Source organism: Streptomyces sp. NPDC030165 (assembly GCF_055573595.1).
In genome coordinates, this window is the sequence record NZ_JBVIBD010000008.1 from 73773 (window position 1) to 99452 (window position 25680).

21 protein-coding genes and 1 pseudogene are annotated in these 25680 nt (G+C 70.6%); 8 read left to right on the forward strand and 14 right to left on the reverse strand.

Annotated elements, in window-relative coordinates; translation table 11 throughout:
* Positions 1 to 5 precede the first annotated feature (5 nt).
* Together ACZ4Z1_RS17035 and ACZ4Z1_RS17040 are read right to left on the reverse strand one after the other, a co-directional pair.
* The gene (locus ACZ4Z1_RS17035; protein WP_468487393.1) at positions 6 to 662 is read right to left on the reverse strand and encodes a response regulator; all 657 of its coding nucleotides are present in this window, start codon (positions 660 to 662) and stop codon (positions 6 to 8) included.
* The gene (locus ACZ4Z1_RS17040) at positions 653 to 1789 is read right to left on the reverse strand and encodes a sensor histidine kinase (RefSeq protein WP_468487394.1); all 1137 of its coding nucleotides are present in this window, start codon (positions 1787 to 1789) and stop codon (positions 653 to 655) included. The genes ACZ4Z1_RS17035 and ACZ4Z1_RS17040 overlap by 10 nt, the downstream gene beginning before the upstream one ends.
* A 108-nt stretch (positions 1790 to 1897) precedes the next feature.
* Between ACZ4Z1_RS17040 and ACZ4Z1_RS17045 the strand changes: the two genes are divergently transcribed.
* Positions 1898 to 2527 carry a DedA family protein gene (locus tag ACZ4Z1_RS17045; RefSeq protein ID WP_468487395.1) on the forward strand — a complete coding sequence of 210 codons (630 nt, stop codon included), beginning with the start codon at positions 1898 to 1900 and terminating at the stop codon, positions 2525 to 2527.
* On the opposite strand, the gene ACZ4Z1_RS17050 is transcribed toward ACZ4Z1_RS17045, so the two are convergent.
* The 3 genes and pseudogenes from ACZ4Z1_RS17050 to ACZ4Z1_RS17060 all read right to left on the reverse strand — a co-directional run bounded on the left by ACZ4Z1_RS17050 (position 2490) and on the right by ACZ4Z1_RS17060 (position 7093).
* Complete coding sequence (locus ACZ4Z1_RS17050) at positions 2490 to 3311, reverse strand: HAD family hydrolase (RefSeq protein WP_468487396.1); 822 nt, start codon at positions 3309 to 3311, stop codon at positions 2490 to 2492. The genes ACZ4Z1_RS17045 and ACZ4Z1_RS17050 overlap by 38 nt on opposite strands.
* Positions 3308 to 5848: pseudogene (locus ACZ4Z1_RS17055) on the reverse strand (phosphoribosyltransferase). Before ACZ4Z1_RS17055 ends, ACZ4Z1_RS17050 begins: the two are co-directional and overlap by 4 nt.
* Before the next feature lie 72 nt (positions 5849 to 5920).
* Entirely contained in the window at positions 5921 to 7093 is a 1173-nt protein-coding gene (locus ACZ4Z1_RS17060) for an HpcH/HpaI aldolase/citrate lyase family protein (RefSeq protein WP_468487397.1), read from the reverse strand.
* Positions 7094 to 7312: 219 nt separating this feature from the next.
* Between ACZ4Z1_RS17060 and ACZ4Z1_RS17065 the strand changes: the two genes are divergently transcribed.
* The gene (locus ACZ4Z1_RS17065; RefSeq protein ID WP_468487398.1) at positions 7313 to 8557 is read left to right on the forward strand and encodes a TerD family protein; all 1245 of its coding nucleotides are present in this window, start codon (positions 7313 to 7315) and stop codon (positions 8555 to 8557) included.
* 329 nt (positions 8558 to 8886) lie between these two features.
* Here ACZ4Z1_RS17065 and ACZ4Z1_RS17070 read toward each other — a convergent pair whose 3' ends face one another.
* The 6 genes from ACZ4Z1_RS17070 to ACZ4Z1_RS17095 all read right to left on the reverse strand — a co-directional run bounded on the left by ACZ4Z1_RS17070 (position 8887) and on the right by ACZ4Z1_RS17095 (position 13824).
* Positions 8887 to 9624 carry a TerD family protein gene (locus tag ACZ4Z1_RS17070; protein WP_468487399.1) on the reverse strand — a complete coding sequence of 246 codons (738 nt, stop codon included), beginning with the start codon at positions 9622 to 9624 and terminating at the stop codon, positions 8887 to 8889.
* 175 nt (positions 9625 to 9799) lie between these two features.
* On the reverse strand, positions 9800 to 10978 hold the full coding sequence (locus ACZ4Z1_RS17075; protein ID WP_468487400.1) for a DUF475 domain-containing protein: 1179 nt from the start codon (positions 10976 to 10978) through the stop codon (positions 9800 to 9802).
* A gap of 54 nt (positions 10979 to 11032) precedes the next feature.
* Entirely contained in the window at positions 11033 to 11608 is a 576-nt protein-coding gene (locus ACZ4Z1_RS17080) for a TerD family protein (RefSeq protein ID WP_030023140.1), read from the reverse strand.
* A 260-nt stretch (positions 11609 to 11868) separates the two neighbouring features.
* Positions 11869 to 12444, reverse strand: a complete 576-nt coding sequence (locus tag ACZ4Z1_RS17085; protein ID WP_365834545.1) for a TerD family protein — start codon at positions 12442 to 12444, stop codon at positions 11869 to 11871.
* Between the two features lie 274 nt (positions 12445 to 12718).
* A complete protein-coding gene (locus tag ACZ4Z1_RS17090) occupies positions 12719 to 13177 on the reverse strand; it encodes a peroxiredoxin (protein WP_468487401.1) in 459 nt (152 codons plus the stop codon).
* 206 nt (positions 13178 to 13383) lie between these two features.
* A complete protein-coding gene (locus tag ACZ4Z1_RS17095; protein WP_468487402.1) occupies positions 13384 to 13824 on the reverse strand; it encodes a DUF3052 domain-containing protein in 441 nt (146 codons plus the stop codon).
* Between the two features lie 469 nt (positions 13825 to 14293).
* On the opposite strand from ACZ4Z1_RS17095, the gene aceE reads away from it, so the two are divergent.
* Positions 14294 to 17026, forward strand: coding sequence for a pyruvate dehydrogenase (acetyl-transferring), homodimeric type (gene aceE / locus ACZ4Z1_RS17100; protein WP_468487403.1), 2733 nt, complete (start codon positions 14294 to 14296; stop codon positions 17024 to 17026).
* Positions 17027 to 17170: 144 nt separating this feature from the next.
* On the opposite strand, the gene ACZ4Z1_RS17105 is transcribed toward aceE, so the two are convergent.
* The 3 genes from ACZ4Z1_RS17105 to ACZ4Z1_RS17115 form a co-directional block, all read right to left on the reverse strand.
* Complete coding sequence (locus tag ACZ4Z1_RS17105; protein WP_468487404.1) at positions 17171 to 17500, reverse strand: small hydrophobic protein; 330 nt, start codon at positions 17498 to 17500, stop codon at positions 17171 to 17173.
* A 68-nt stretch (positions 17501 to 17568) separates the two neighbouring features.
* Positions 17569 to 17973 (reverse strand): peptidase inhibitor family I36 protein, encoded by a 405-nt coding sequence (locus ACZ4Z1_RS17110; protein ID WP_468487405.1) that lies wholly within the window; start codon positions 17971 to 17973, stop codon positions 17569 to 17571.
* A 347-nt stretch (positions 17974 to 18320) separates the two neighbouring features.
* Positions 18321 to 19925 carry an MFS transporter gene (locus ACZ4Z1_RS17115; protein WP_468487406.1) on the reverse strand — a complete coding sequence of 535 codons (1605 nt, stop codon included), beginning with the start codon at positions 19923 to 19925 and terminating at the stop codon, positions 18321 to 18323.
* Positions 19926 to 20039: 114 nt separating this feature from the next.
* Between ACZ4Z1_RS17115 and ACZ4Z1_RS17120 the strand changes: the two genes are divergently transcribed.
* From ACZ4Z1_RS17120 to ACZ4Z1_RS17140, 5 genes are all read left to right on the forward strand, one after another.
* Positions 20040 to 20768: a TetR family transcriptional regulator gene (locus tag ACZ4Z1_RS17120; protein WP_468487407.1), complete on the forward strand. Its 729-nt coding sequence runs from the start codon at positions 20040 to 20042 to the stop codon at positions 20766 to 20768.
* A gap of 253 nt (positions 20769 to 21021) precedes the next feature.
* Positions 21022 to 22245 (forward strand): alpha/beta hydrolase, encoded by a 1224-nt coding sequence (locus ACZ4Z1_RS17125; RefSeq protein ID WP_468487408.1) that lies wholly within the window; start codon positions 21022 to 21024, stop codon positions 22243 to 22245.
* Positions 22246 to 22448: 203 nt separating this feature from the next.
* Positions 22449 to 23345 carry a DUF4429 domain-containing protein gene (locus ACZ4Z1_RS17130; protein WP_468487409.1) on the forward strand — a complete coding sequence of 299 codons (897 nt, stop codon included), beginning with the start codon at positions 22449 to 22451 and terminating at the stop codon, positions 23343 to 23345.
* 210 nt (positions 23346 to 23555) lie between these two features.
* Positions 23556 to 24896: a sensor histidine kinase gene (locus ACZ4Z1_RS17135; protein WP_468487410.1), complete on the forward strand. Its 1341-nt coding sequence runs from the start codon at positions 23556 to 23558 to the stop codon at positions 24894 to 24896.
* A complete protein-coding gene (locus ACZ4Z1_RS17140; RefSeq protein ID WP_468487411.1) occupies positions 24893 to 25573 on the forward strand; it encodes a response regulator in 681 nt (226 codons plus the stop codon). Before ACZ4Z1_RS17135 ends, ACZ4Z1_RS17140 begins: the two co-directional genes overlap by 4 nt.
* Positions 25574 to 25680 lie beyond the last annotated feature (107 nt).

A 25680-nucleotide genomic window follows, 5' to 3' on the forward strand; every position in this document is an offset into this window, starting at 1 on the left:
GCTCCTCAGGTCCCCAGATAGCGCAGTACGGCCAGAACGCGGCGAGAGTAGCCCGAAGTGCCGGTCAGTCCGAGCTTGTCGAAGATCGCGTTGGTGTGCTTTTCCACCGCACTCTGCGAAATGTGCAGCCTCCCGGCAATGGCGGCATTGGTGTGGCCCTCGGCCATCTGGGCGAGCACCTCACGCTCACGGGCCGTGAGCGAGTTCAGCGGGTCGGTGCGACTCCTGCGCGAGAACAGGACACGTACGACTTCCGAGTCGAAGGCCGCCTTCCCGGAGCCGACCCGCTCCAGCGCGTCCAGGAACTCGTCCACCTGGACGACTCTGTCCTTGAGCAGGTAGCCGACCCCCTCGCTGTCCTCGGTGAGCAGCTCGGCGGCGTAGCGCCGCTCGACGTACTGCGACAGGACGAGCACACCGACATCCGGCCAGCGCTCACGGATCTGCACCGCCGCTCGCAGCCCTTCGTCCGTGTGCGTGGGCGGCATCCGTACGTCCACGACCACCACGTCGGGCCGCTGCTCCGCCGGCGCGCGCTCCAGAACGGTCATCAGTTCAGTGGCGTCTCCGACCGCGGCCGTCACCTCGTGCTCCTCTTCCGTCAGCAGTCGTACCAGGCCCTCTCGGAGCAGGGTCGAATCGTCGGCAAGTACTACGCGCACGGCAACTCCGCGGTGATCGTGGTGGGCCCGCCGACCGGGCTGTCCACCCGTAACCGGCCGTCGAGGGCGGCGACCCGGCGGGCCAGCCCGAACAGACCGCTCCCCGAAGCGTTCGCACCGCCCCAGCCGTCGTCCTGGATCCGAACGGACAGGATGTTCTCGGCGCGGTCGACGGTGACGGTTATCCCTTCCGCGCACGAGTGCTTGACGGCGTTGGTCACCGCCTCGGAGACGACGAAGTAGGTGACGGACGCCACGGCGGTCTCGGGCTCCTGCGTGAGGCGGTAGGTCAGCCGGACCGGGACCGCGGAGCGCTCCGCGACGGTTTCCAGTGCGGCCTGCAGTCCGGCCTCGTCCAACACGGTCGGGTAGATACGCCAGGCGACCTCGCGCAGCTCGGTCAGCGCCTGGCGGCTCTCCGCATGAGCCTGGCGCAGCAGCTCGGCCGCGTGCACTTCGTCCTTGCTGCGCAGCGCACGGCCGAGCAGCATCCCGAGGCCCACCAGTCTCTGTTGGACACCGTCGTGCAGGTCGCGCTCGATGCGGCGGCGTTCGTCGTTGACCGCGGCGACGACTCCGGCCCGGCTGGAGGCCAGTTCCGCGACCCGGCGCTTCAGCTCTCTCTCGTGTGTGGGGCCGAGGAAGTGGCGGGCCAGCCGGGCTTCCAGGGCCGCCACCCCGAACACCGCCTGCAGGCTGAGGAAGAGCAGGAAAAAGGCGCCCACGCCGGTCTCCGCGACATCGACCGGATGCTCGATGCGGGAGAACATCCATGCCGTCGACGCCCACACGACCACGGTCGCTCCCGTGAGCGCGGCGAACACCACTCCCGCGCCCAAGAGCCCCAACAGCCAGCGCACCGCGAGGTACTTGAGGGCCCGCTCGTCGTCGTACCCGTAAGAGAAGTCGGCTCCGCCGAACCGCAGCCGACGGCGCGCCGACTCGATGAGCCACCGGGCCATGGCCGTCACCGGCTCCAGTACCTTGCGTCTCCCGCGCGGCCAGACGAAGACGCAGAGCAGCGCGAGCCCTGAGAGCACGATGAACGGAAGCTCGACCGCCACCGTGCCCGCGCCGACCAACAATCCGACCGTGAGGCGCATCCCGCGCCGTGCCATCCCCCGCATGATCGAAACGCTAGTGGCTGCGCCGGCGCCACCGCACTGCGGAAAACCGCAGTGTTCCGTGCGGTTTTCCGCAATGTGCCGACGCGTGCGAATTTCTAGCGTCGAAGCATGAACGAACACGCGGAAACCAGCTGGATCACCGGACTCATGGACACCCTCGGCGCGCCCGGCGCGGGCCTGGCGATCGCCGCCGAGAACCTCTTCCCGCCGCTGCCCAGCGAGCTGATTCTGCCCCTCGCGGGCTTCGCGGCGGGCCAGGGCCGGATGACCCTGTTCTCCGCGCTCTTGTGGACGACGCTCGGCTCGGTGCTCGGCGCGCTGGCTCTCTACGGCGTGGGCGCGCTGCTCGGCCGGGACCGGATGCTCGCGATCGCGGCCAGGCTGCCGCTGGTCAAGGTCTCCGACGTCGAGAAGACGGAGCGCTGGTTCCAACGGCACGGCACCAAGGCGGTGTTCTTCGGGCGGATGGTGCCGATCTTCCGCAGCCTGATATCGGTCCCGGCCGGTATCGAGCGGATGTCGATACCGGCCTTCCTCGTCCTGACCACACTCGGCAGCCTGATCTGGAATTCGATCTTCGTCCTCGCCGGCTACGCGCTCGGCGAGAACTGGGAGGAAGTGACCGGCTATGTGGACGCGTACTCGAAGGTGGTGCTGGTGGCCGCCGTGCTGGCCATCGTGGCCTTCCTCGTCGTACGGCTCAGCAAGAGCGGGCGGGGGCAGCGACGCCGCGGGTGAAGGACCGCAGGATCTCCTCGCCTGCCGCGGCTCCGCGCTCTTGCAACGCGGTGACGTGCGGCGCACTCCAACCCGAGTCCGCCAGCTCACCGTGGCCGGGGCGCCATCCACGGTCCGCCGCCAGCAGCAGGTCGGCGTCCAGCAGCGAGTCACCGGCGGCGAGCACCTGCGCGGCCCCGGTCCGGCGGACGACTTCGGCCACGGCAGCGCTCTTGGTCAGCGGTTTCGGCACGGCGTAGATCTTCCGGCCCTGGAGCGAGACGGTCCAGCCGCGGGCGTCCGCCCACTCGGCGAGTTCCTTCACCCAGGTCTGCGGCAGCAGCGAACGCTCGACGACGAGGTAGGCGAAGAGGTCTTCGGCGACGCGTTCCTTGAGCAGCCATGCCGGGTCGGCGGTCCGCAGCAGATGGGTACGGATCTCGTCGAGCGAGGCGCACTCCGCGCTCAGCCGGGCGGCGACGGCGCGCTGCCAGTCCCGGTCGGATTCTCCGTCGACGAGCAGGTGGCCGCCGTTCGCACAGATGGCGAACCGCGGGGCGCGGCCCGGGAGGTGGATGCGTCCGTACTGCTCGCGGGTGCGCGTGGTCGTGGGGACGAACGTGGAGGCGTCGGCGAGGCCGGCGAGCAGTTCCGCCGCCGTCTGCGTCATGTAGGAGAGCGGTCTGTGTTCGTAGACCTCGACGCAGAGCAGGCGTGGCGCCTCGGCGTCGGGCATGGCCAGGTCCAGTGCGGCGGCCGAATAGATCAGGGTGCGGTCCAGGTCGCTGGCGACGACCGTGCTCACGGCGCGGTCACCGCCTTGCCGTCCGCACCCGTCGCGCCCCGCGTGAAGCGGGGGTGGATCAAACCGACACAGGTGTAGGGGAGTTCGTCGACCTCTTCGACGGGCACGCCCCGCTGTTCAGCCAGGAGACGCACATGATCGAGGTCCGTTCCGGCACCGCGCCGGGCAAGAATCTTCCAGGGGACGCGCCGGAGCAGTACCCGCGTGGTCTCACCGACACCCGGCTTCACGAGGTTGACGTCGTCGATGCCGTACGCCTCACTGATCCGCTCGACCGCGGCCCAGCCCGCCCACGTGGGTGTCCGGTCGGCCGTGGCCAGCTCCTTCACGTCGGCGGCGACCTGCTCGGCGACCTCGTCGAACCGCGCCGCGACCGTGTCGATGAGCGCCCGCGACAGGTCGGCCGACGCGAGGTCGCGGTAGAACTTGGCGCCGTGGAAGTCGTCGGGGCCCACGAGGTCGTCGCGGAGCACGGTGCGCGAGATCAGGCCCGACACGGTCGAGTTGAGGCACGCGGAGGGGATGAGGAAGTCGTCGCGCGTGCCGTAGGTGTCCACACAGCCGCCGGGATCGGCGAGCACGGCGATCCGCGGGTCGAAGCCGGGGAAGTCGCGCAGCGCCTGCGCCAGTTCCCGGGTGATGGCGCCCTTGCCCGTCCAGCCGTCGACGAAGACGACGTCCGCCGGGTCGTGGTGGGCGGCGAGCCAGCGCAGCGCTGTGGTGTCGATGCCGCGGCCGCGCACGATCGAGACGGCGTAGTGCGGCAGGTCGAGCCCGTAGGCATGCTGCGCCCAACGGCGTATCAAGACGCCCACCGGGGTGCCGGCGCGGGCCAGCGAGACCAGCACCGGGCGGGGGGAGCGCTCGGCGATCACCGTCTCCGTGACGGCGCCGACCGCCCGCGCGATGCGGCCGGCCGAGGTTTCCAGGGCGCTGTGGAAGAGCGCCTGGTACTGCTCGCTCGGCTGGTATTCGACGGGCAGCGACTCGGCGTAGTGCGCGCCACCGGCCTGTATCGCCTCCTCGCGTTCCTCGGTCGGCGCTTCCAGGCTGATCGAGGACAGGTCCTGGAGCAGCCATCCGACCTCGTCAGGGGCGTAGGAGGAGAAGGCGGGGCCGCGCAGCGGCTCGGGGAGGGGCATCGGTCAGACCTGTCGTCGCGTGGCGTGGTGCGTGGGCTTCGGGGCGGGCTCCGGCGTGGGCGGCAGCGGGTACGCCGGTGTGTAGGAAGGGATGACGGCGAGCAGCAGCCGGTCGGTGTGTGCCGCGAGTCGGCTCAGGAGACCGTCGGCGCCGTGGAGTTCCGGGGTGTCGCCGTGCGAGTCGGTGACGGCGACGATCGCGTCGAAGCGCCGCTGGGGGTCCGCGCCGGCCGCGACGTTGTACGCGTACCGCTCCCCCGGCCCGTCGGCCGGCCGGTCGTGGGCGGGAAAGGCCAGCCGGGTGCGTATGGCGTAGCCGGGATCGTCCACGGCGAGGACCGGCGAGCGGGTGGTGGTCGAGAAGTACGCCTCGGCCGGTGTGGAGTCGTCCAAGGCTCCGGCCAGGCGCAGCGGCGCGTACATCAGCTCTTCGTTGCCGAGGACCAGCACCCGGCGGGCGCCGGTGAGTCCGTCGGCGATCCGGGCCGCCATGCCGGGGAGCGCGGCCTCCAGACGTTCTCGGTGATCGGGGGTGAAGCCGTGGCGTCCGCCGTCCGGCAGGCCCTCCGGCCAGCCGAGGTCGATACGTACGGTTCGCGACGGGCCGCTCGGCACCGCGGTCCCCGGGGCCCGGCTCGCCGGCGTCGGCGTGGGCGTCGCTTCCCGGTGGGCGGCCACGAGTGCCTGGCCGCGTTCGAGGACGTCGGCCGGGAGCCGTACGCCTCCGGCGGCCAGGGATATCAGGTCGACCCGTGCGCCGAGGTCCGCGGCGAACTTCTCCAGGTGGCCGCGGTCCGCGTCCGAGCGCATGTCGACCAGGGCGACGACGACGTACCGCTCGCGGGGGAAGCGGGCATGCAGCGCCTTGATGGTGTTCAGGACCGTGCGGCCGGTGGAGAACTCGTCGTCGACCAGGACCAGGGGCCCGTCGCTGGCCAGCAGGGCCGGGTTCTCCGGAAGGAGCAGGTGCGAGGTCGCGTGACTGTGCTCCTCCTCGAAGCCGCCCGCCTGCTCGACACCCGCGACCGGCCGCCGCGTGGAGTGCAGATACGGCGCGAGGGCCAGCCCGTCGGCCACACTGTGCCCGAGGCCCGTGGCGGTCTCGGCGTACCCCAGGACGACGGCGCGCGCCGCCTCGGTGTCGCCGAGCAGGTCACGGACCTGGCGCCCCAGGCCGAGGCCGGCGCCGTAGACCGTGTCCGGCCGTTGCGGCACGTGCTTGCCGAGCACATTCGACACGAGCAGGTGAGCCCGCTTGGGGTTGCGCCGCAGCGCCAGTCCCAGCAGCCCGGGCAGCTCTGTCCCGCCGCTCAGCGAGACACCGAGCCGCTGGGCGACCCACTCTCCCGTCCACACCACTGTGCCCGTCTCCTTCGTCTCTTCCGCCGTCGTCATCGTCCGTTGCTTCCTGGGCGTTGTCGGCCCGGTGGGGCGGTATCCGCCAGGTCTCCTGAACCGTTCGCCGTCTCAGGTGTGCGGAAGGCTGGCCGTCAGCAGTTCCACGAAGCCGACGCCCTCGCGGGCGACGCCGAACGCGTCGGCGCGCAGCAGGGTCCGCTCGGCCCAGGCACGGTGCGGCTTGATCTCGTTCATCTTGTTCGTGTACGCGGAGCGCAGTACGCCGCCGGCGCCCCGTTCCGGCCGCAGGATGTCCACGGCGTCGCTGAACTCCTCGTGGCTGACGACCGAGAGGGCGTGCACCGGCGCCACGTGCGAGGGGTGGATGCAGGTCTTGCCCTGCAGGCCGTTCGCGCGGTCGAGTTCGATCTCGCGCAGCAGCCCGTCCATGTCGTGTTCGATCAGGGCGGTCCGCAGTTCCTCCGCCCGGCCCAGGAAGGGGCTCTGCCGGAGTTGCGGCTTGAACATCCGCTCGTGCAGTCGGAAGTACTCCCACACCGGGCCGGTGACGGTGAATCCGGTGCCGTCCGCCCGGCCGAGCACGTTCACCACGTCGGCGATCACGGAGGCGACGATCTGCACGTCGTACGCGGTCATGTCGGGAGCCCGGCGCAGTCCGTAGGCCGAGCAGAAATCGGTGACGCCGAGCCGCAGCGCCAGTATGCGGTCACGGTATTTGTCCACCGTGCGCGCGATGCCCCGCAGTGTCTCGCCGCGGCTCTCCAGGTGGAGCAGATCGGGCGATTCGAGCACCGGCATCGCGAACAGCCGCCGCCCGCACTCCGCCTCCGCACCGGTCAGCGCCTCCAGGAACGGGACGCCTCGTTCCTCGGTGAACTTGGGGAGCACAAATCCGGACAACAGTCGCACGTCACGGCCCAGTCGGTGCACCAGGTCGGGTATCTGCGCGGCCGCACGTACCCGGATGAACAGCAGGGGGAGGTCCGTGCCGTTCTCGGCCTCCTCGCCGAGGGCCGCGAACTGCCGTACGAGATTCTCCTCGCCGGCGACCACGTCCGCGTCGCTGATGGAGTCCTCCAGGCACAGCACCATGGACACCACGCCACGGCCGGCCTGCTTGACGACGTCCTCGGCGAGCCGTGGACGGGTGGCAGGGCTGTAGAGCGTCGCGCCGAGGGCGACCGAGAGCGTGCCGGGCGGGGAGTCGGCGGTGAACTCGACCGGCTCCTGGTGGAACAAAGCGTTCCGGATATCGGGCGCAAGGTGCCCAAAGTGACGCATAGAACTCCCCGTGAGCAGGCGGGGCCGGGGCCACCCCGCGTCGACTCGCTGTCTGGATCCGGCCGGTAATCGTACGTGCGGCCGCAGCGGGAAAGTTCCCGCCCAGGTGAAAAGCGCGTAACCCGCACACGACGGCCGGGTGTCGCGAGCACCGGGCGGGCCACGCCGGGAAGGCCCCCGCGTTGTCCCCCCGACCTCCGGGAAGGCAGGATTACGGACATGACGCACGCGATGCTGAAAGGGTCGAACGTACCCCTCGACACCACGGCGGTCCGGGCCGTACTGCGCTGGGCCCCCGGCGCGGGAGTGCCCGATGTCGATGCCTCGGCCCTGCTCCTCGGTGCCGACGGGCGCGTGCGTTCGGACGCGGACTTCGTCTTCTACAACCAGCCCCGGCACCCCAGCGGCCTGGTGCGGCACCTGCCGAAGATGCAGCTGGCCGACGGAGTGGCGGACACGATCGAGGCGGACCTGTCCGGGCTCGACGCGTCGGTGGACCGGGTCATGCTCACCGCGTCGGCGGACGGCGGCACCTTCGCGCACGTACGGGAACTGCGCGTATTGCTGCACGATGCCTCCTCATCGGACGACGAGCCGGTCGCGGTCTTCGACGTGGTGCCGGAGACAGGCAAAGAGACGGCCCTGATCTGCGGCGAGTTGTACCGGCGCGGCGATCAGTGGAAGTTCCGTGCGCTCGGGCAGGGGTACGAGAACGGGCTGATCGGCCTGGCCACCGAGTTCGGGATCTCGGTGGAGGAAGAGGACGGGTCCGCGGCACCGGAGGCCGGCACGGCCGCGTCCGGACAGCCTGCCACCACCGCCTCGCCGGACGGTGCCTCGCCCACCGCTTCGCCGGACGGTTCCGCGTCGGACGGTTCCGGGGAGACGGAGGCGCTGTCGCCCCCTGCGGACCCTGAGGCCGCGACGCAGCACCTCCCCGACCCGGGCCCGACGCCGACCCCGGCATCGCCCCCGGCCGCGGCAGCATCCCCGGCAACACCCCCGGCTTCGGCACCGAACCCGGCACCAGCTCCGGCCCCGGCCGCGCAGGCGGCCCCGGACTCCTTCCCGCTGCCGCCGCCCACCGCTCCGCCCGCGACTGCTCCGCATGCGGCCGCGCCGGCCGCCGCGTTTCCGCCTCAGCCGCAGCCCACCGGCGGAGGCTACGGCTATCCGCAGCACGCTCCGAACATCCCGCCGCCTCCGGCGCAGCCCCCGGCCCAACCCGCGTACGGATATCCCGGCCCGATGCCGCAGCAGCCGCAGCCCTCGTACGGCTATCCGCAGCCTCCGCAGCAGCCCCAGCAGCAGCCGTATCCGACGGGGCCCGTGGGCCCGGCCGTCCCGGCGCCTCCGGCCTACGGCTACCCGCAACAGCCCCCCGGCCCTGGCCCCGCACCCGGCCCCGGACTGGACCCGAATTTCGTCCTCCCGCCGCAGGGACCGCAGTTCCAGCACCGCTGACGGCCGCGAAGCAGCGGCGGCCAGCCAGCTCCCGAATGCCTGCCCGAGGGGGCCGCGGCATCCGGCGACCGCAGCCGCCGCGCGGCCGTGGCGCGCGGCACCGGCCTCGGTCACGCGGCCATGGCCAGGAGGCCGGCCTGGGCTGCTCAGGCGCGCGCAGCCCAGGCCTGCGCCCACAGGCCTGGGGGCAACCCCGGCCCCGGGCCCGGGTGGCGTACCCCCGAGCCCCAGCCCCGGACGCCCCTCCGCCCCAGCCGTAACGTTTTCCCACCCGTCCCCCAGACGCGCCCTCCCCCAGCGCATCCGCGGCCCCCGCACACCCCCGCCCCTCACACCTTCGACTTGTACCCCCGCCCCCACTGCAGGCCCCAGCCGTACAGGCGGTCCAGTTCGGACTGGAAGCCGTAGACGTACTTCACCTCGCGGCGGACGGTGAGTTCGCCCTTGTTGTTCTCCAGCATGAAGATGGCGCAGGAGCGGGCCTGTGGCGCGCGTTCGTCCAGGCTGATCTCCACGCGGGGGCCGTTGCTCGGGTAGAGCGTCACGACGGCCTGGGTACGGTCGAAGGCCGGTGTGCCGTCGTAGATGTAGACGAAGATCAGCAGGCGCTTGATCTCGTCGCGGTGGTCGAGGTTGATGTAGAGCGTTTCGCCGGAGGGCGAGCCGAACCGGTCGTCGCCGCTGAGCTTCACGTACGGCGCGGCGTTGATGTCCCCCAGGAAGTTGCCGAGGGGCTGCACCACGCCTTTGGTGCCGTCCTTGAGCTCGTACAGGCAGGCCAGGTCCAGGTCGATCTTGACGACCGCCGGTCCCTGCGCCTGCACCACCTCCGGCTTGAACATCTTGACCGGGTTGCGCAGCAGGCTCCCGCTCCGCTGCGAGCCACGCATCCCGATGTCGGACGTGCGCATCTGCCAGGACAGGTTGACCCGCAGGTGGCCGGAGGCCGCGCCCTGCTTCGTCAGCGAGACGACCGGATTGCGTTTGGTCAGCTCGACCACGTACGACGCGCCACCGGCTTCGAACTTCGGCGCCCCGCCCCGACGCCAGTTGTCCAAGAACGACACCTTGCCCCACCCCATCGATCCGACCCGAAGGCCGCCCGCCCCGATGGCCTGACGGCCTGACTGCTTCTCGTCCCGGCTGTCCCGGCCGCCCCATGGCCCGGTACGGCCGCGGGGCGGCCATGGAGTGAGCACTCCATGGCCGCCCCGCTGAGAGCGTTCCTCAATCAGAGCGTCGTCACACTCCGGAGGCAACTTCCGACTTTGCCGCGGAATCTTCTCCCGGTTTGCCGTCCTTCCGGTTCTTGCGCACGGACGACCAAAACGACAGCACGATCAGCATGATTCCGATCATTCCGGTGATGACTTCGTGGATCTCGTACTTGATCGTGATGAGCAGGATGACGGCCAGCGCGCCGATGGCGTAGTGAGCGCCGTGCTCCAGGTAGACGTAGTCGTCCAGGGTGCCCTTGCGGACCAGGAAGACCGTCAACGAACGGATGTACATCGCGCCGATGCCCAGACCCAGTGCCATCTCGAAGATGTCGTTGGTGATGGCGAAGGCGCCGATGACGCCGTCGAAGGAGAACGACGCGTCGATGACCTCCAGGTAGAGGAACAGGAAGAACGCGGCCTTGCCCGCGAGTCCCACGCCCGAGACCGAGCCGCTCCGGGAGGCCGCGCCGTTCGGGCCCGCCTCCGAAGCGGCCACGGCCGCCTTCGCCGAGCCGTTCTCGTCTTCCTCGTCCTCGTCCTCCTCGGCCTCCTCCAGCTTGTCCTCGAAGTAGCCGGAGATGCCGCCCACGACCAGATAGGTGAGCAGACCGGCGACACCGGACAGGAGCACCGTCGCACTCTTGTCACCACCGCCGTGCGCGACGTCGGTGGCCACCGTCATCGCGACGACGAGCAGGACGACCAGCGCGATGATGACGGACAGCATGTCCAGTTTGCCCATTTTGGCCAGCGGCCGTTCCAGCCAGCCCAGCCACTTGTGCTCGCGCTCCTCGAAAATGAAGTCGAGGAAGATCATGAGCAGGAACATGCCACCGAAGGCCGCGATGGCCGGGTGGGCCGCCGTGACCAGGTGCTCGTACTGCGCCTTGTCGTTGATCGCCAGATCGACGGCTTCGATCGGCCCCATCTTCGCGGTGATCGCGACGATGACGATCGGGAAGACCAGGCGCATGCCGAAGACGGCGATCAGAATGCCGATGGTCAGAAAGATTTTCTGCCAGAAGGCGTTCATCTTGCGCAGGATTCCGGCGTTGATGACCGCATTGTCGAACGAGAGCGAGATCTCCAGGATCGACAGGATGCCGACGATCGCTAGCCCCTGCCACCCCCAGAGGACGCCGGCCAAGGCCAGTCCGGCCGCCGTGACGGCGAACGACCAGCCAAAGGTTTTCAGGAGCACTGCCTAACCCAATCCCTCGCTGTATGGGGTCCCCCGCGCGCAGCGCGCGGCGCTTTACGAAACGTTGACCCCGAAGTCTAGAGCGATGCCTCGCAACCCCGACGCGTACCCCTGGCCCACCGCGCGGAACTTCCATTCACCGCTGTACCGGTAGACCTCCCCGAAGATCATCGCGGTTTCGCTGGAGGCGTCCTCACTGAGGTCGTAACGGGCCAGCTCACTGCCGTCCGCTTGGTTGACGACCCGGATGAAGGCGTTGCTGACCTGGCCGAAGCTCTGGCCGCGGACATCCGCCTCATGGATCGATACCGGGAAAACGATCTTGTCGACCTCTTCGGGGACCGTGCTGAGGTCGACGAGGATCGATTCGTCGTCCCCCTCGCCCTCGCCGGTGAGGTTGTCGCCGGTGTGCTCGACCGAGCCGTCCGGACTCTTCAAATTGTTGTAGAAGACGAAGTACTCGTCGCCGAGCACCCGCCCCGACCTGCACAGCAGCGCGCTGGCGTCCAGGTCGAACGGCGCTCCCGTGGTCGAGCGCGCGTCCCAGCCGAGGCCGACCATGACCTGCGTGAGATTCGGAGCGGCCTTGGAGAGGGAGACGTTGCCTCCCTTGGCGAGCGTGACGCCCATGGTGTTCGCATCCTCCCCGGTGACGGTGGTGCCGCGGTTGCCCACGGCTTTCATGCGGGTTCGTACAGGGCCCGTACGAGACGGACACGGCCTCGGATACGCCACCTTTACGGCGCGCGCGTGGACCGTGCGCGGTACGCGCACGCCGCGCTCCGGGACCCGTGTCCCGTACGGCCTGCGTACGGGCTCCAAGCGCGCCCGGCGCCGTACTCCCCGGACAGGGGTGTACAGCGCCGGGTGCGGAAGGGTTACGGCTCGGCTCAGACGTTGACGCCGAAGTCCTGCGCGATGCCGCGCAGGCCCGAGGCGTACCCCTGGCCGATGGCCCGGAACTTCCACTCCGCGCCGTTGCGGTACAGCTCGCCGAAGACCATGGCGGTCTCGGTCGAGGCGTCCTCGCTCAGGTCGTAGCGCGCGAGCTCGTTGCCGTCGGCCTGGTTGACGACCCGGATGAACGCGTTGCGCACCTGGCCGAAGCTCTGCTGGCGGTTCTCGGCGTCATAGATGGAGACCGGGAACACGATCTTGGCGACGTCGGCCGGCACGCCGGCCAGGTTCACCTTGATCTGCTCGTCGTCGCCCTCGCCCTCACCGGTGATGTTGTCGCCGGTGTGCTCGACCGAGCCGTCCGGGCTCTTCAGGTTGTTGAAGAACACGAAGTTCTGGTCGTTGGCGACCTTGCCCTGGTCGTTCGTCAGCAGCGCGCTGGCGTCCAGGTCGAAATCCGTACCGGTGGTGGTACGGGCGTCCCAGCCCAGACCGACGACGACCGCGGTCAGATTGGGGGCTTCCTTCGTCAGCGAGACGTTGCCGCCCTTGCTGAGGCTGACTCCCACGAGTCCTCCCTGGGTTCGAGGGGTACGAATTGCTTTGCGCCCCCATCGTGCATGGCATCAGATCAACGATTTGATCCTAGTGACCGGTTCCCACCGATTACAGGTACCGGTACGGACACCGCGCCGATGTCGTGGCGGGAGCCGCCCTCGGCAGGTCCGGCCGCCGGAAGAGGCCGGCTGAGGACCGGCCGGACACCGGCCGGGGACCGCGCCGGAGCAGCCCCGGGGCCTGTCCCGGACCGGCCTGGCGCCCGGAATCGGAGGGTGTCGAGAATCAGAGGGTGTCGAGCGCCTTGAGGTAGTCGTTGAGGTCGCGGGCGTCGGGCAGGCCGTTGACGACCGTCCAGCGCACCACGCCCTCCTTGTCGATGATGAAGGTCCCGCGCACCGCGCAGCCCTTCTCCTCGTCGAAGACGCCATACGCCCGCGAGGCCTCGCCGTGCGGCCAGAAGTCCGACAGCAGCGGGTACTCCAGGCCCTCCTGCTCGGCGAAGACGCGCAGCGAGAAGGGCGAGTCGTTGGAGACGGCCAGCAGCTGCACATCGTCGTTGACGAACTTCGGCAGCTCATCGCGCAGGGCGCACAGCTCGCCGGTGCACACGCCGGTGAAGGCGAAGGGGTAGAAGAGGAGGACGACGGCCTTCTCGCCGCGGAAGTCGGAGAGCCTGACCAGCTCGCCGTGCTGGTTCTTCAGCTCGAATTCCGGAGCCTTCGTGCCGACCTCGATCGCCATGGGGACCGTTCCCTTCGCAGACACCGGGCGCGGACGCCTTCGCCGTGCCCGGTGCCGTCACGGCGTGCGGCGCGGGGCACCGTCGGCAGCGGCCGCTCCGGCGGATTCCAACAGGTTGCGGTCAACCCTACGCGCCGGGGCGCACACGCCGAGCCCCCCACCGGATCGGCCGGCGGAGGGCTCGGTACGGAACGTGGGGGCGCAGCTCAGCGCTTGCCCGACTTGGCACTCTTGGGGGTGACCAGGCGGCTGCCGCTCCAGTCCTTGCCCGCGTTGATGCTCTTGGTCTGGGTCAGGCCCGCGGTCTGCGCGGCTTCATTGATGTCGCTCGGCTCGACGTACCCGTCGCGGCCGGTCTTGGGGGTCAGCAGCCAGACCTCGCCGCCCTCGTCGATCAGACCGATGGCGTCCACCAGCGCGTCCGTGAGGTCGCCGTCTTCGTCCCGGAACCACAGCAGGACGACGTCGGCGACGTCGTCGTAGTCCTCGTCGACGATGTCCTGGCCGGTCACGGCCTCAATGCCTTCTCGGAGCTCCTGCTCGACGTCGTCGTCGTAGCCGATCTCCTGGACCACCTGTCCGGGCTCGAACCCCAGCCTGGTGGCAGGGTTGGTCCGCTCCTCCGCGTGGTCCGCGGTCGCGCTCACGGATTGCCTCCTGTCATGTTTCGGTAAATGACTTGCACCCACGCGTGCGCGGGGCATTGGGCGTAGTCCACACGGGCCGGGCGGATCGCGCAAGTACCCGGCGTCCGAGACCGTCGAAACGGTGACGATTACCGCCGTCTCGCCGCAACTACGACCCCGCGCGCACGACGGGAAGTGATTCACCCCACACTGCTTTGCCACCTTTATCAGGTTTTGTCAGGGGACTGGGCTCTTTGGGGGGCGTCACTCGGCGCGCGGACTTCTTCTCGGGGTTCGTACGACCGTACGGCGACCGGTTCCGGCGTGGGCGTATGGTTGCGATTTGGCCGACCTCAAAAACCGGCCTCAGAGCGCCCGTCTCTTAGGGAGTGGTTACCCACCGGTAGAGATGACGTATCCCGGCGAGCCGGTACACGATGGAAGACGGCGCGACACCAAGCAGAGCAAGACCGAACAGCGAAGGAACAGCGTGGCTTCCGGATCCGATCGCAACCCGATCATCATTGGCGGCCTTCCCAGCCAGGTCCCGGACTTCGATCCCGAAGAGACCCAGGAATGGCTCGACTCGCTCGACGCAGCCGTCGATGAGCGAGGCCGGGAACGTGCCCGCTACCTCATGCTCCGCCTGATCGAGCGTGCCCGCGAGAAGCGCGTGGCCGTGCCCGAGATGCGCAGCACGGATTACGTCAACACCATCGCGACCAAGGACGAGCCGTTCTTCCCCGGCAACGAGGAGATCGAGCGCAAGATCCTGAACGCGACCCGGTGGAACGCCGCGGTGATGGTCTCCCGGGCGCAGCGCCCGGGTATCGGCGTCGGCGGCCACATCGCCACCTTCGCGTCCTCCGCCTCCCTGTACGACGTGGGCTTCAACCACTTCTTCCGGGGCAAGGACGACGGCAAGGGCGGCGACCAGATCTTCTTCCAGGGCCACGCCTCCCCCGGCGTGTACGCCCGCGCCTACCTCCTGGACCGCCTGAGCGAGGCGCAGCTCGACGCCTTCCGCCAGGAGAAGTCCAAGGCCCCGAACGGCCTGTCCAGCTACCCGCACCCGCGGCTGATGCCGGACTTCTGGGAGTTCCCGACCGTCTCGATGGGCCTCGGCCCGCTCGGCGCGATCTACCAGGCGCGGATGAACCGCTACATGGAGGCGCGCGGCATCGCCGACACCTCCGACTCGCATGTGTGGGCCTACCTCGGCGACGGCGAGATGGACGAGCCGGAGTCGCTCGGCCAGCTGTCCATCGCGGCGCGCGAGGGCCTGGACAACCTGACCTTCGTCGTCAACTGCAACCTGCAGCGCCTGGACGGCCCGGTCCGCGGCAACGGCAAGATCATGCAGGAACTGGAGTCGCAGTTCCGCGGCGCCGGCTGGAACGTGATCAAGCTGGTGTGGGACCGCAGCTGGGACCCGCTGCTGGCCCAGGACCGCGACGGCATCCTGGTCAACAAGCTGAACACGACCCCGGACGGCCAGTTCCAGACGTACGCGACCGAGACCGGCGCGTACATCCGCGAGCACTTCTTCGGTGACGACCACCGCCTGCGCGCGATGGTCGAGAACATGACCGACCACCAGATCCAGCACCTGGGCCGCGGCGGTCACGACCACAAGAAGATCTACGCGGCGTACGCGGCGGCCAAGGCCCACAAGGGTCAGCCGACGGTGATCCTCGCGCAGACCGTCAAGGGCTGGACGCTCGGTCCGAACTTCGAGGGCCGCAACGCGACCCACCAGATGAAGAAGCTGACGGTCGACGACCTGAAGATGTTCCGCGACCGGCTGCACCTGCCGATCCCGGACAAGGACCTGGAGGACGGCCTGCCGCCGTACTACCACCCGGGTCGCGACTCCGAAGAGATCCAGTACATGCACGACCGCCGCAAGGCGAACGGCGGGTACGTCCCGACCCGTGTCGTGCGCGCCAAGCCGCTGCCGCTGCCGGATGAGAAGGCGTACGCGGGCGCGAAGAAGGGCTCCGGCCAGCAGAAGATCGCCACGACCATGGCGTTCGTGCGGGTCCTGAAGGACCTCATGCGGGACAAGGAGATCGGCAAGCGCTTCGTGCCGATCGCGCCGGACGAGTACCGTACCTTCGGCATGGACGCGTTCTTCCCGTCCGCGAAGATCTACAACCCGCTGGGCCAGATCTACGAGTCGGTCGACCGCGAGCTGCTGCTGGCCTACAAGGAGTCGCCGACCGGCCAGATGCTGCACGACGGCATCACCGAGGCCGGCTGCACCGCCTCGCTGATCGCGGCGGGCTCCGCCTACGCGACGCACGGCGAGCCGCTGATCCCGGTCTACGTCTTCTACTCGATGTTCGGGTTCCAGCGCACCGGTGACCAGTTCTGGCAGATGGCCGACCAGCTCGCGCGCGGCTTCGTGCTGGGTGCGACCGCCGGCCGTACGACCCTGACCGGTGAGGGCCTCCAGCACGCGGACGGCCACTCCCAGCTGCTCGCCTCGACCAACCCGGCGTGTGTCGCCTACGACCCGGCGTTCGGGTACGAGATCGCGCACATCGTCAAGGACGGTCTGCGCCGGATGTACGGCGAGAACAGTGAGGACGTCTTCTACTACCTCACCGTCTACAACGAGCCGATCCAGCACCCGGCCGAGCCGGCGGACGTGGACGCCGAGGGCATCCTCAAGGGCCTGTACCGCTTCAAGCAGGGCGAGAAGGGCGAGCACGCGGCCCAGATCCTCGCCTCCGGCGTGGCGGTGCCGTGGGCACTGGAAGCCCAGCAGATCCTGGCCGACGAGTGGAACGTCAAGGCGGACGTCTGGTCGGCGACCTCCTGGAACGAGCTGCGCCGCGACGCGGTGGAGGCCGAGGAGCACAACCTGCTCCACCCGGAGGAGGAGCAGCGCGTCCCGTACGTGACGCGGAAGCTCGCCGACGCCGAGGGTCCGAAGGTGGCCGTCTCCGACTGGATGCGTGCGGTTCCCGACCAGATCGCGCGCTGGGTACCGGGCACGTACCAGTCGCTGGGCGCCGACGGCTTCGGCTTCGCGGACACGCGTGGCGCGGCCCGCCGCTTCTTCCACATCGACGCGCAGTCGATCGTGCTGGGCGTGCTCACCGAGCTGGCCAAGGAGGGCAAGGTCGACCGCTCGCTGCTGAAGCAGGCCATCGACCGCTACCAGCTGCTGGACGTCGCGGCCGCGGAGGCCGGCGAGGCCGGCGGCGACGCGTAGTCGCCAGCGGGAGAGCTGACACCGCGAGGCGCCCCCGGCCGGAGAGATCCGGCCGGGGGCGCCTCGCGTCGCTGTTGCGGTGGCCCTGCCCGCCGGTGGCTCGGAGGCGGGCAGGTGATCGCGTACGGCCGTGGCGAGGTCCGCTCAGAACGGGGCCCCGACGGCCATGGTGGTGATCCGGATGATCGCGAATACTGTGTCGATCACACCGAGGACGACAGCCACCAGCGCCGGGAGCGCGTGGCTCCCGCTGCTCCACCGGCGGCCCATCGCGAGCCAGCCGAGGAGCACGGACACCGGCCCGAGAACGATGCTCAGGATGAAGAATCCGGCGACCGCGCAGATCAGTCCGATCACGCCCAGCGTCGCGCGGTCCGGCCCGGTCCGAGGCCCCGTCCGGTCTCGTGAGCGGGGGTTGCTCCGCAGGTGGGTACGCCATCGGGTACGGCTGTGCTGTCCGAGGCCCGCCATCATCCCTCCCGGGGTCGCGTGGTTCGGGCTCGGATCCCGGGTACCCCGCGTCGCCGTACCCACTCCCCCGGTCAGCGCTCCCAGATTTTGAACGCCCTGACCTGGTACGGGGATTCGGGGACCCAGCTGCCGCCGCCCGGGTAGGTGTCGAACTCCCCGGTCTCCTCGCACTCGGCGCTCTGGTACGTGGTGACGGGCCGGCCCGTGCGGTTGGCGAACGAGACGGCGCGGGCCCCGGCGGGCAGTGTGACGCAGCTTTCGATGTCGGTGCCGGACAGTTCGTAGGTCTGCCGCTTGCCGCCGAAGCCGCGGCCCGGCCAGACGCAGAACTGGCCGGTGGCGCAGTCGCCCGCGGCCGGCCCCGGATGGGCCCGTGGCCGTTGCTGCGGCGCTCCGTGCGCGGACGGTACGCCGAGGTGGGCGGCGGCCAGTGCGGCGGCTCCCGTCAGCAGCGCGACGGTGTGGATCGTACGCATGTGCATCACTCCCCCGTGGGTTACGAAGTGGCCTGGCACGGCGGGCGGTTGCCCGCCGCTGGTCGGTGCTCCGAGCTTGGCCGCGTGCGGGCGCCGGAGCCAAGCCCGCGCCGGCCGGCCCACCCGGATAGGCGATGCGCTGCCGCCGGGCCTTCAACACGGTTGGGAAGGCGGGGCGTTGACGCCTGTTCTCCCTGCGCACGGCCGGTCGGCGCACGCCGGGGGTGCGGGAAGCCGCAGGCCCGTACGGGGGACCGCGCGCCTGTGGAGAAACGAAACGCGCGGCCGGCCGGAGCGGGAAGCTCCGGCCGGCCGCGCGTCGACGCGACCCGGTCGTCCGGCGGACGTCAGATGTGACCGACGCCCGCGCCCGCCTCCGCGTTGGCGCCGCGCTTGGTGAACAGCGCGACGACGGCCGCGACGACCGCCACGGCGCAGGCCACGGCGAAGGCCAGGCCCATGCCCGACACGAACGTGTCGTGCACCGCGGTGCTGATGCGGCCGACGATCTGCGGCGTCATGCCCGGGGCCTGCGCCACCTGCGGCGGCACCGCGCCGACCTCGGCGGCGGCCTTCAGCGCCGGGTCCGGAGCGCCCGGCAGGCCGGCCTTGGTCCAGTTGCCCGCGAAGTCCGAGCTGACCTTGCTGGACATCACCGCGCCGAGGACCGCCGTACCGAGGCTGCCGCCGACCTGCATGGCGGCCTGCTGGAGGCCGCCCGCCACGCCGGAGAGCTCCAGCGGCGCGTTGCCGACGATGACCTCGGTGGCGCCGACCATGACCGGCGCGAGGCCCAGGCCCAGCAGCGCGAACCACAGGGACATCGTCAGCGTGCCGGTCCCGGTGGTCAGGGTGGTCATGCCGAACATGGCGACGGCGGTGAACACCATGCCGCCGACGAGCGGGATGCGGGGGCCGAACTTGGTGATCAGCGCGCCCGCGGCCGGCGAGCCGACGATCATCATCGCGGTCAGCGGCAGCAGGTGCAGACCGCTGTCCACAGGGCTCAGACCGTGCACGTTCTGCAGGTAGAAGGTGACGAAGAACAGGCCGCCCATGAAGGCGAAGGCCATCAGCACCATCAGGACCGTACCGGCCGTCAGCGGTACGGAACGGAACATCCGCAGCGGGATCAGCGGCTCGCGGACCTTGGTCTCCAGCACCGCGAAGGCGGCGAAGACGACGACCGCGGCGGCCAGGAAGCCCAGTGTCCTGGCGTCGCCCCAGCCCCACTCACCGGCCTTGATCAGGGCCCAGATGAGGCAGAACATGGCGCCGGAGAGCAGCACGATGCCGGGGATGTCGAAGGAGCGCGGGGCGTTCTGGGCGCGGTGGTCCTTGAGGATCGCGAGGCCCAGTACGAGGGCGAGGACGCCGACCGGCACGTTGATGAAGAACACCGACTGCCAGTTCACGTGCTCGACGAGCAGACCGCCGACGATCGGGCCGCCCGCGGTGGAGGCGCCGATGACCATGCCCCAGATGCCGATGGCCATGTTGAGCTTCTCGGCCGGGAAGGACGCGCGCAGCAGACCGAGCGCGGCGGGCATCAGGAGCGCGCCGAAGATGCCCTGCAGCACGCGGAAAGTGATGACCAGCGAAACCTCGCTGGACAGACCGATGGCTCCGGAGGCGAGTGCGAAGCCCACCACGCCTATCAGGAACGTCTGCCGGTGGCCGAAGCGGTCACCGAGCTTGCCGGCCGTGATCAGCGAGACGGCGAGGGCCAGCAGATAGCCGTTGGTGATCCACTGGACGTCGGCGAGCGACGCCTTGAGGTCCGCCTGGATGGCCGGGTTGGCGATAGCGACGATGGTGCCGTCGAGGGCCACCATCATCACGCCGATCGCGACGGAGAACAGGGTCAGCCACGGATGGCCCCGGAGCCCCTTGCGAGGCTCCGGTGCGGAAAGGTCCGGCGCGGCTTGGGCAACCGGGGTCTGAGAGCTCATTCCACGAGGCTAATGTCAGCCACTGACAGTTGACAAAGTAATTCAACAGTCGGTAACTGTCATTTAGCTCACAGGTATTCTGAGCAGCGGCAACAACGAGAAAGGCGGCGCAGGATGACCGGCTCCACGCCGCAGGTGACCCGACCTGAAACCGTCTGGCCCCGCGGAGGCGAACCCTCCGCCCCCACCGGGACCGGCGGTCTGCGCGAGCGCAAGAAGCAGCGCACCCGGGACGCACTGATCCGCTCCGCCCTCGAACTGTTCACGGCGCACGGCTACGAAGAGACGACGATCGACGAGATCGCCGAGGCCGTCGACGTCTCGCAGCGCACGTTCTTCCGCTACTTCGCGAGCAAGGAGGAGGTCGTCTTCGCCGTCCAGGAGATGGTGGAGGCGCGCTTCATCGAGGAACTGGAGCGGCGGCCGGCGGCCGAAGTGCCCCTGGAGGCGCTGCACAGCGCCGTGATGACCTCGTGGGACGACATCGGTGGCGCGATCCAGTCGGTGATCCCGCTGGAACTGCACATGCGGACGTACCGGATGATCGAGTCGACGCCCGCGCTCGTCGCCGCCCACTGGCGCCGTTACTCGGAACTGGAGGAGCAGATCGCGCGGCTCATCGCGCGGCGCGAGGGGCTGGACGTGTCGGCCGATCCGCGGCCGCGGGTGGTGGTCGCGGCGTTCAGCGGCGTGATGCGGGTCGCCGGGAAGGTCTGGGGCGAGGGCGAGGACGTCAGCGTGGAGTCGATCCGCGAGATCACCGAGGAGTACCTCGCGAAGATCGGCCCGGCCGTGTGCGGGGAGTGGCGCGGCCGGGGGACGGCTGAACCGCAAGACCGCTGAACCGGGAAACCGCTGAACCGGGAGGCGGTCGGCCGGAGGACCACTGAGCGGACACCGGAGGCGCGCCTCCCGGTGGCGGAACGTTTCGGGTGCTCCGGCGGCCGCCCGAGTGTCCGCGTGAGTGCGTTTCCGCACGTCTGAGCGATGGGCCGGGCCACACCGTGTCCGAACTGGTCCCATATGACCAGCGCGAAACGTGATATCTCTCACCCCCTCAGCGGGCGCCCCGTCACTTCTCCTAGGGTGGCCCGCGGTGACTTCTTCCTTTCCGGGGCTCGGCGCCCCCTCCTTCGGTTTCCTGCAGTCCAGCGTCTGGCGTGCCGCGCTCGCCCTGGCGGTGGTGTTCGTCATGCTCGCGATGACCGGCTGGACGGCCGTCAGAGGCAGCAAGGACGACGCGAATCCGCTGGCCACCGCGCGGTCCGCCTGGGAGCACGCCTCCTTCCGCGGCCACCGGCTGCCGGACACCGACGCCGCGCCCGGCACGCTCGCCGCCTTCTTCCGGAAGCTGAACCGCGCCGACCGGGCCGCGCTCGCCGACCGCTTCCCGCTGGTGGTCGGCAACATGGGCGGCGCCCCCGTGGACCTGCGCTACCAGGCCAACAAGGAGGCTCTGCGGCAGGCGGGTGAGGTGGAGCAGAAGCGGATGCACGACCGGCGGCTGACGCCGGTGGGCCGCCAGGAGGCGGGCCGGCTGATGCACCGCTTCGAGTCGATGCGCAGTTCCGGCCGGCAGATCCTCGCGTTCGACCCGGCCGGCGGCGGCCGGGCCGCCGAGGTCTTCGGCGACCTGCGGCAGGCGCGCCGTGTCTCCGTGGTGGTGCCCGGTGTGGACACCAACCTCGCGACCTTCGAGCGCACCGCGCGGGCGACGAGCGCGCCCGCCGGCATGGCCAAGTCGCTGTACGACGCCGAGCGGTCCGTGCGCGGCAGTGACTCCCGTACGGCCGTGATCGCCTGGGCCGACTACACGGCGCCCGCCGGGCTCGGTGTCGGCGCGGCCACCGGGCAGCTCGCCGAGGCGGGCGCCGTACGGCTGAACGCGCTGGTGCGGGCGCTGCCGGAGTCGACTTCCGTCTCGCTGATGTGCCACAGCTACGGCTCCGTGGTGTGCGGCGTCGCGGCTCACCGGCTGCCGTCCAGCGTCAGTGACATCGCGGTGGCGGGCAGCCCCGGGATGCGGACGGAGACCGCCGCCGGGCTCGGTACGCACGCCCGGGTCTGGGCGATGCGGAACGCCGACGACTGGATCCAGGACGTGCCGTACATGGAGGTCGGCGGGCTCGGCCACGGCGCCGACCCGGTCACCGAGGCCTTCGGCTCCCGGGTGCTGTCGGCCGCCGGCGCGGAGGGGCACGCCGGGTACTTCGTGCCCGGCACGCAGAGCCTGCGCAACTTCGCGCGGATCGGGGTGGGCGCGGTCACCTCGGTCGACTGCGCCGCGCAGGACCGGGACTGCTCGGCCGACCTTGCCTGAGCAGCGGGCGTGCGGGCCCGGGGACGGGTGGCGTCGTGCCGGGTGCGAGAGGCGCGGTGCCGGGCCCCGGTGGCGCGTGTCAGGGTGGCGCGTACAGGACGGGCCGGGCGCGGGAGCGGCATGGGGCAAAAGCGGCTTGACGCGCGTAGCGCATGATGTCCGGAAGGGGGACGGGCGGGCGACCGCCGCTTACGATGAGCCGCATGGGTGATGTGCTGGCCGGTTTTCACGCCGTCTGGGAGTTCGACACGGACTCCGTGCTCATCCGCTTCGAACGGGGGATACGCAGGCCGAAGCTCTTCCAGGCGCTCGGCGAGCGGCGCGTCCCCTACGAGGCGCTGAGGTCCGTCGAGCTGACGCCGGGCAGACGCGGCACGGTCGTGCTGCGCGCGGTGCCCCGGCCGGGCGCCGACCCGCTGATGGAGGCCGCCGACGGCCAGCTCAAGGATGATCTCGACCCGTACCGTCTGGCGCTGCCGGCCGACCGCGAGACCCTCGCCGAGTACTACCGCGACGAGCTGCGCACCGTACTCGGGCCCGCCGCCGCGCTCCCCGCCGACGAGCATCTGGTGGCCGCGCCGGAACCGCCGCTGACCTTCAAGGCGTACGACGGCAAGGCCTCCTTCGACGGCAGCTCGGTCGCCTTCCGCTGGTTCTGGACGGGAGCGTCGTCGGCCAAGTGGAAGTGCGGCGACCAGCACTTCCCCGTCGGCGAGCTGACCGGGGTGGAGTGGCGCTCGCCGGAGGGCGGCGCCGGGGTGCTGTCGGGCAACGGGTACCTGCGGCTGGTGGAACGCGGCGCGGAGGGCCGGCGGCCCGGCGAGGCGGACCAGGACCCGGCCTCGGTGGTCTTCGGGCTGGGGTACGGGCCGGTGCACGAGTCGCTGCCGTTCGCCGCCTCGGTCCTCCAGGCGGTACGGGCGGCCGCGCCCGGCGCCGGCGCGGCGCCGTGCCGGCCGGTGCGGACCCGTGCCGACGAGCGCCGCGATCCGGCCGACATCGCCGACCGCATACGGCAGCTGGGCGAACTGCACACGGCGGGCCTGCTGACGGACGACGAGTTCACGTCGAAGAAGGCCGAGCTGCTGGCGGAGCTGTAGCGGCGCGGAGAGAGGGAGAGGGGGTGCGGGATTCTGGTGTGCGGGGCTCGGACGGGCGGACTGCGGGCCGTACAGCAGGGCAGTACGGAGCGGAGGTACGGGCCCGTACCGTGGTATGACGCCCGCTCTCCCCGTACCGGGGTATGACACCGGAGGCCAGCCCTCGGTATGACGCCCCGGCACCCCGCCGCCGCATACGCTGACCAGGCCATGAAGACCACACCACGCCCCCCGGGCGACCGCCGCTCCCCCCGCACCCGCGCCCTGCGGGCCGGGCGGCAGGCGCTGCGCACCCTCGCCGAGGACCTCGGCAGGCCGACCGGCCCCGGCGCCCCGCTCTTCGGCCAGGTGCAGAACCGCTGGCTGCGCCTGCTGCCGTACGTCGTCGCCTTCACCTTCATGGTCTCCCTGCTGCCCTCGTCGGTGAACGTCTTCACGCACGACTACGGGCTCGGCGGCGGACCGGCCGGCGCCCTGGCCACCGCCCAGACCGTGCCGCTGCTGCTCGCGGTGACCAGACCGCTCCAGGCGTGGTGGGTGATCTTCGCGGCGGATGTCGTCGGAGGTATCTTCCTGGCCGCCGAACCGGCGGGCGTGGGCCGCGTCTGGCCCTGGCCGGCCACGGTCATCATCGGCTATCTGGTCCTGATGCTGGCGCTCTCCCTGCGCGAGCGGCGCCGGACGCTGACAGCCGTCTGGGGAGCGACCGGCGCCGTGAGCGTCCTGTTCGAGCTCGCCAGACCGGAGCGCAGCGACGGCACCTGGGTGCTGATGTTCGTCCTCGCCGGTGTCGTGCTGCTGGTCGGCGGCGCGCTCCGCGAGCGCGGGGCGGCCCAGCGCAAGCTGATCGAGCAGGAGAACATCAGCGAGGCGGAGCGGGCCATGCGCACCCTGCTGGAGGAGCGCACGCGCATCGCCCGTGAGCTGCACGACGTCGTCGCCCACCACATGTCGGTGATCACGGTCCAGGCGGACAGCGCGCCGTACCGCATCAGCGGCATACCGGAAGCGGCCCAGGAGGAGTTCAGTACGATCGCCGCCACGGCGCGGGAGTCGCTGGCCGAGATGCGGCGGCTGCTGGGTGTGCTGCGCAGTGAGGAGACGGAGCGGCACGGCGGCCCGGAGAAGGCGCCGCAGCCCGGCCTGGCGCAGCTGCCGAAGCTGGTCGAGGGGACGGTGCGGGCCGGCGTGCCGGTCGAGTTGGCGCTGCCCGACGAGCCGGTGGTCCTGGCGCCCGCGGTGGACCTGTCGGCGTACCGCATCGTGCAGGAGGCGCTGGCCAACGTCGTGCGGCACGCGCCGGGCGCGCACACCCGCGTCTCGGTCACGGCCGACGAGAACGGCGGCCGGCTGACCGTGCTGGTGGTCAACAGCGCCCCGCCGCGCGCCGCCGCACCGCTGGAGCCCTCCGGTACGGGCCACGGGCTGGTCGGTATGCGCGAGCGCGTACGGCTGGTGGACGGCACCCTGGACATCGGGCCGCTGCCCGACGGCGGCTTCCGCGTCGCCGCCCAACTCCCCATAACAGCAAAGGACCACCATCCAGCATGACCACTCGGGTGATCATCGTCGACGACCAGGCCATGGTGCGCGCCGGCTTCGCCGCGCTGCTCGCCGCGCAGAGCGACATCGACGTCGTCGGTGACGCGCCGGACGGCGTGCAGGGCGTCGAACTGAGCCGCCGTGCGCACCCGGACGTGGTGCTGATGGACGTCCGCATGCCGGAGATGGACGGGCTGGAGGCGGCCCGGCAGCTGCTGGACCCGCCGCCCGGCGTCGTGCACCGGCCGAAGGTGCTGATGCTCACCACGTTCGACGTGGACGATTATGTGTACGAGGCGCTGCGGGCCGGGGCGTCCGGGTTCCTGCTCAAGGACGCGCCGCCGGCCGACCTGATCTCGGCGGTACGGGTCGTCGCGGCGGGTGAGGCGCTGCTCGCGCCGTCCGTGACGCGGCGGCTGATCGCCGACTTCGCCCGGCAGCGGCCCGCGCCCCGCAAGGACCGGTCCGCGCTGCGGCTCAACGGGCTGACCCCGCGCGAGACGGAAGTGCTGGAGCTGATCGCCCGCGGACTGTCGAACCAGGAGATCGCGGAGGCGCTGGTGCTCGCCGAGCAGACCGTGAAGACCCACATCGGCCGGGTGCTGGCCAAGCTGGAGCTGCGCGACCGCGCGCAGGCGGTGATCTTCGCGTACGAGTCGGGGCTGGTGTCGCCGGGCGTGAACTGACACCCGCCCGCCCCCTTCCCTACGGGGCAACGGGGCGAGCCGTCCGCCCGGTGAGCGCCGTCGCCGTGCAGGCCGGCGCGGCCGGTGGTGGGGGTAGCCCCCCTGGA

Excerpts from the sequence above, each read along its gene's own strand:
- ACZ4Z1_RS17040 (WP_468487394.1), bottom strand. The coding sequence starts at position 1,789 with ATGCGGGGGATGGCACGGCGCGGGATGCGCCTCACGGTCGGATTGTTG.
- ACZ4Z1_RS17045 (WP_468487395.1), top strand. The coding sequence starts at position 1,898 with ATGAACGAACACGCGGAAACCAGCTGGATCACCGGACTCATGGACACC.
- ACZ4Z1_RS17060 (WP_468487397.1), bottom strand. The coding sequence starts at position 7,093 with ATGCGTCACTTTGGGCACCTTGCGCCCGATATCCGGAACGCTTTGTTC.
- ACZ4Z1_RS17065 (WP_468487398.1), top strand. The coding sequence starts at position 7,313 with ATGACGCACGCGATGCTGAAAGGGTCGAACGTACCCCTCGACACCACG.
- ACZ4Z1_RS17080 (WP_030023140.1), bottom strand. The coding sequence starts at position 11,608 with ATGGGCGTCACGCTCGCCAAGGGAGGCAACGTCTCCCTCTCCAAGGCC.
- ACZ4Z1_RS17090 (WP_468487401.1), bottom strand. The coding sequence starts at position 13,177 with ATGGCGATCGAGGTCGGCACGAAGGCTCCGGAATTCGAGCTGAAGAAC.
- ACZ4Z1_RS17105 (WP_468487404.1), bottom strand. The coding sequence starts at position 17,500 with ATGATGGCGGGCCTCGGACAGCACAGCCGTACCCGATGGCGTACCCAC.
- ACZ4Z1_RS17110 (WP_468487405.1), bottom strand. The coding sequence starts at position 17,973 with ATGCGTACGATCCACACCGTCGCGCTGCTGACGGGAGCCGCCGCACTG.
- ACZ4Z1_RS17115 (WP_468487406.1), bottom strand. The coding sequence starts at position 19,925 with ATGAGCTCTCAGACCCCGGTTGCCCAAGCCGCGCCGGACCTTTCCGCA.
- ACZ4Z1_RS17120 (WP_468487407.1), top strand. The coding sequence starts at position 20,040 with ATGACCGGCTCCACGCCGCAGGTGACCCGACCTGAAACCGTCTGGCCC.
- ACZ4Z1_RS17130 (WP_468487409.1), top strand. The coding sequence starts at position 22,449 with ATGGGTGATGTGCTGGCCGGTTTTCACGCCGTCTGGGAGTTCGACACG.
- ACZ4Z1_RS17135 (WP_468487410.1), top strand. The coding sequence starts at position 23,556 with ATGAAGACCACACCACGCCCCCCGGGCGACCGCCGCTCCCCCCGCACC.
- ACZ4Z1_RS17140 (WP_468487411.1), top strand. The coding sequence starts at position 24,893 with ATGACCACTCGGGTGATCATCGTCGACGACCAGGCCATGGTGCGCGCC.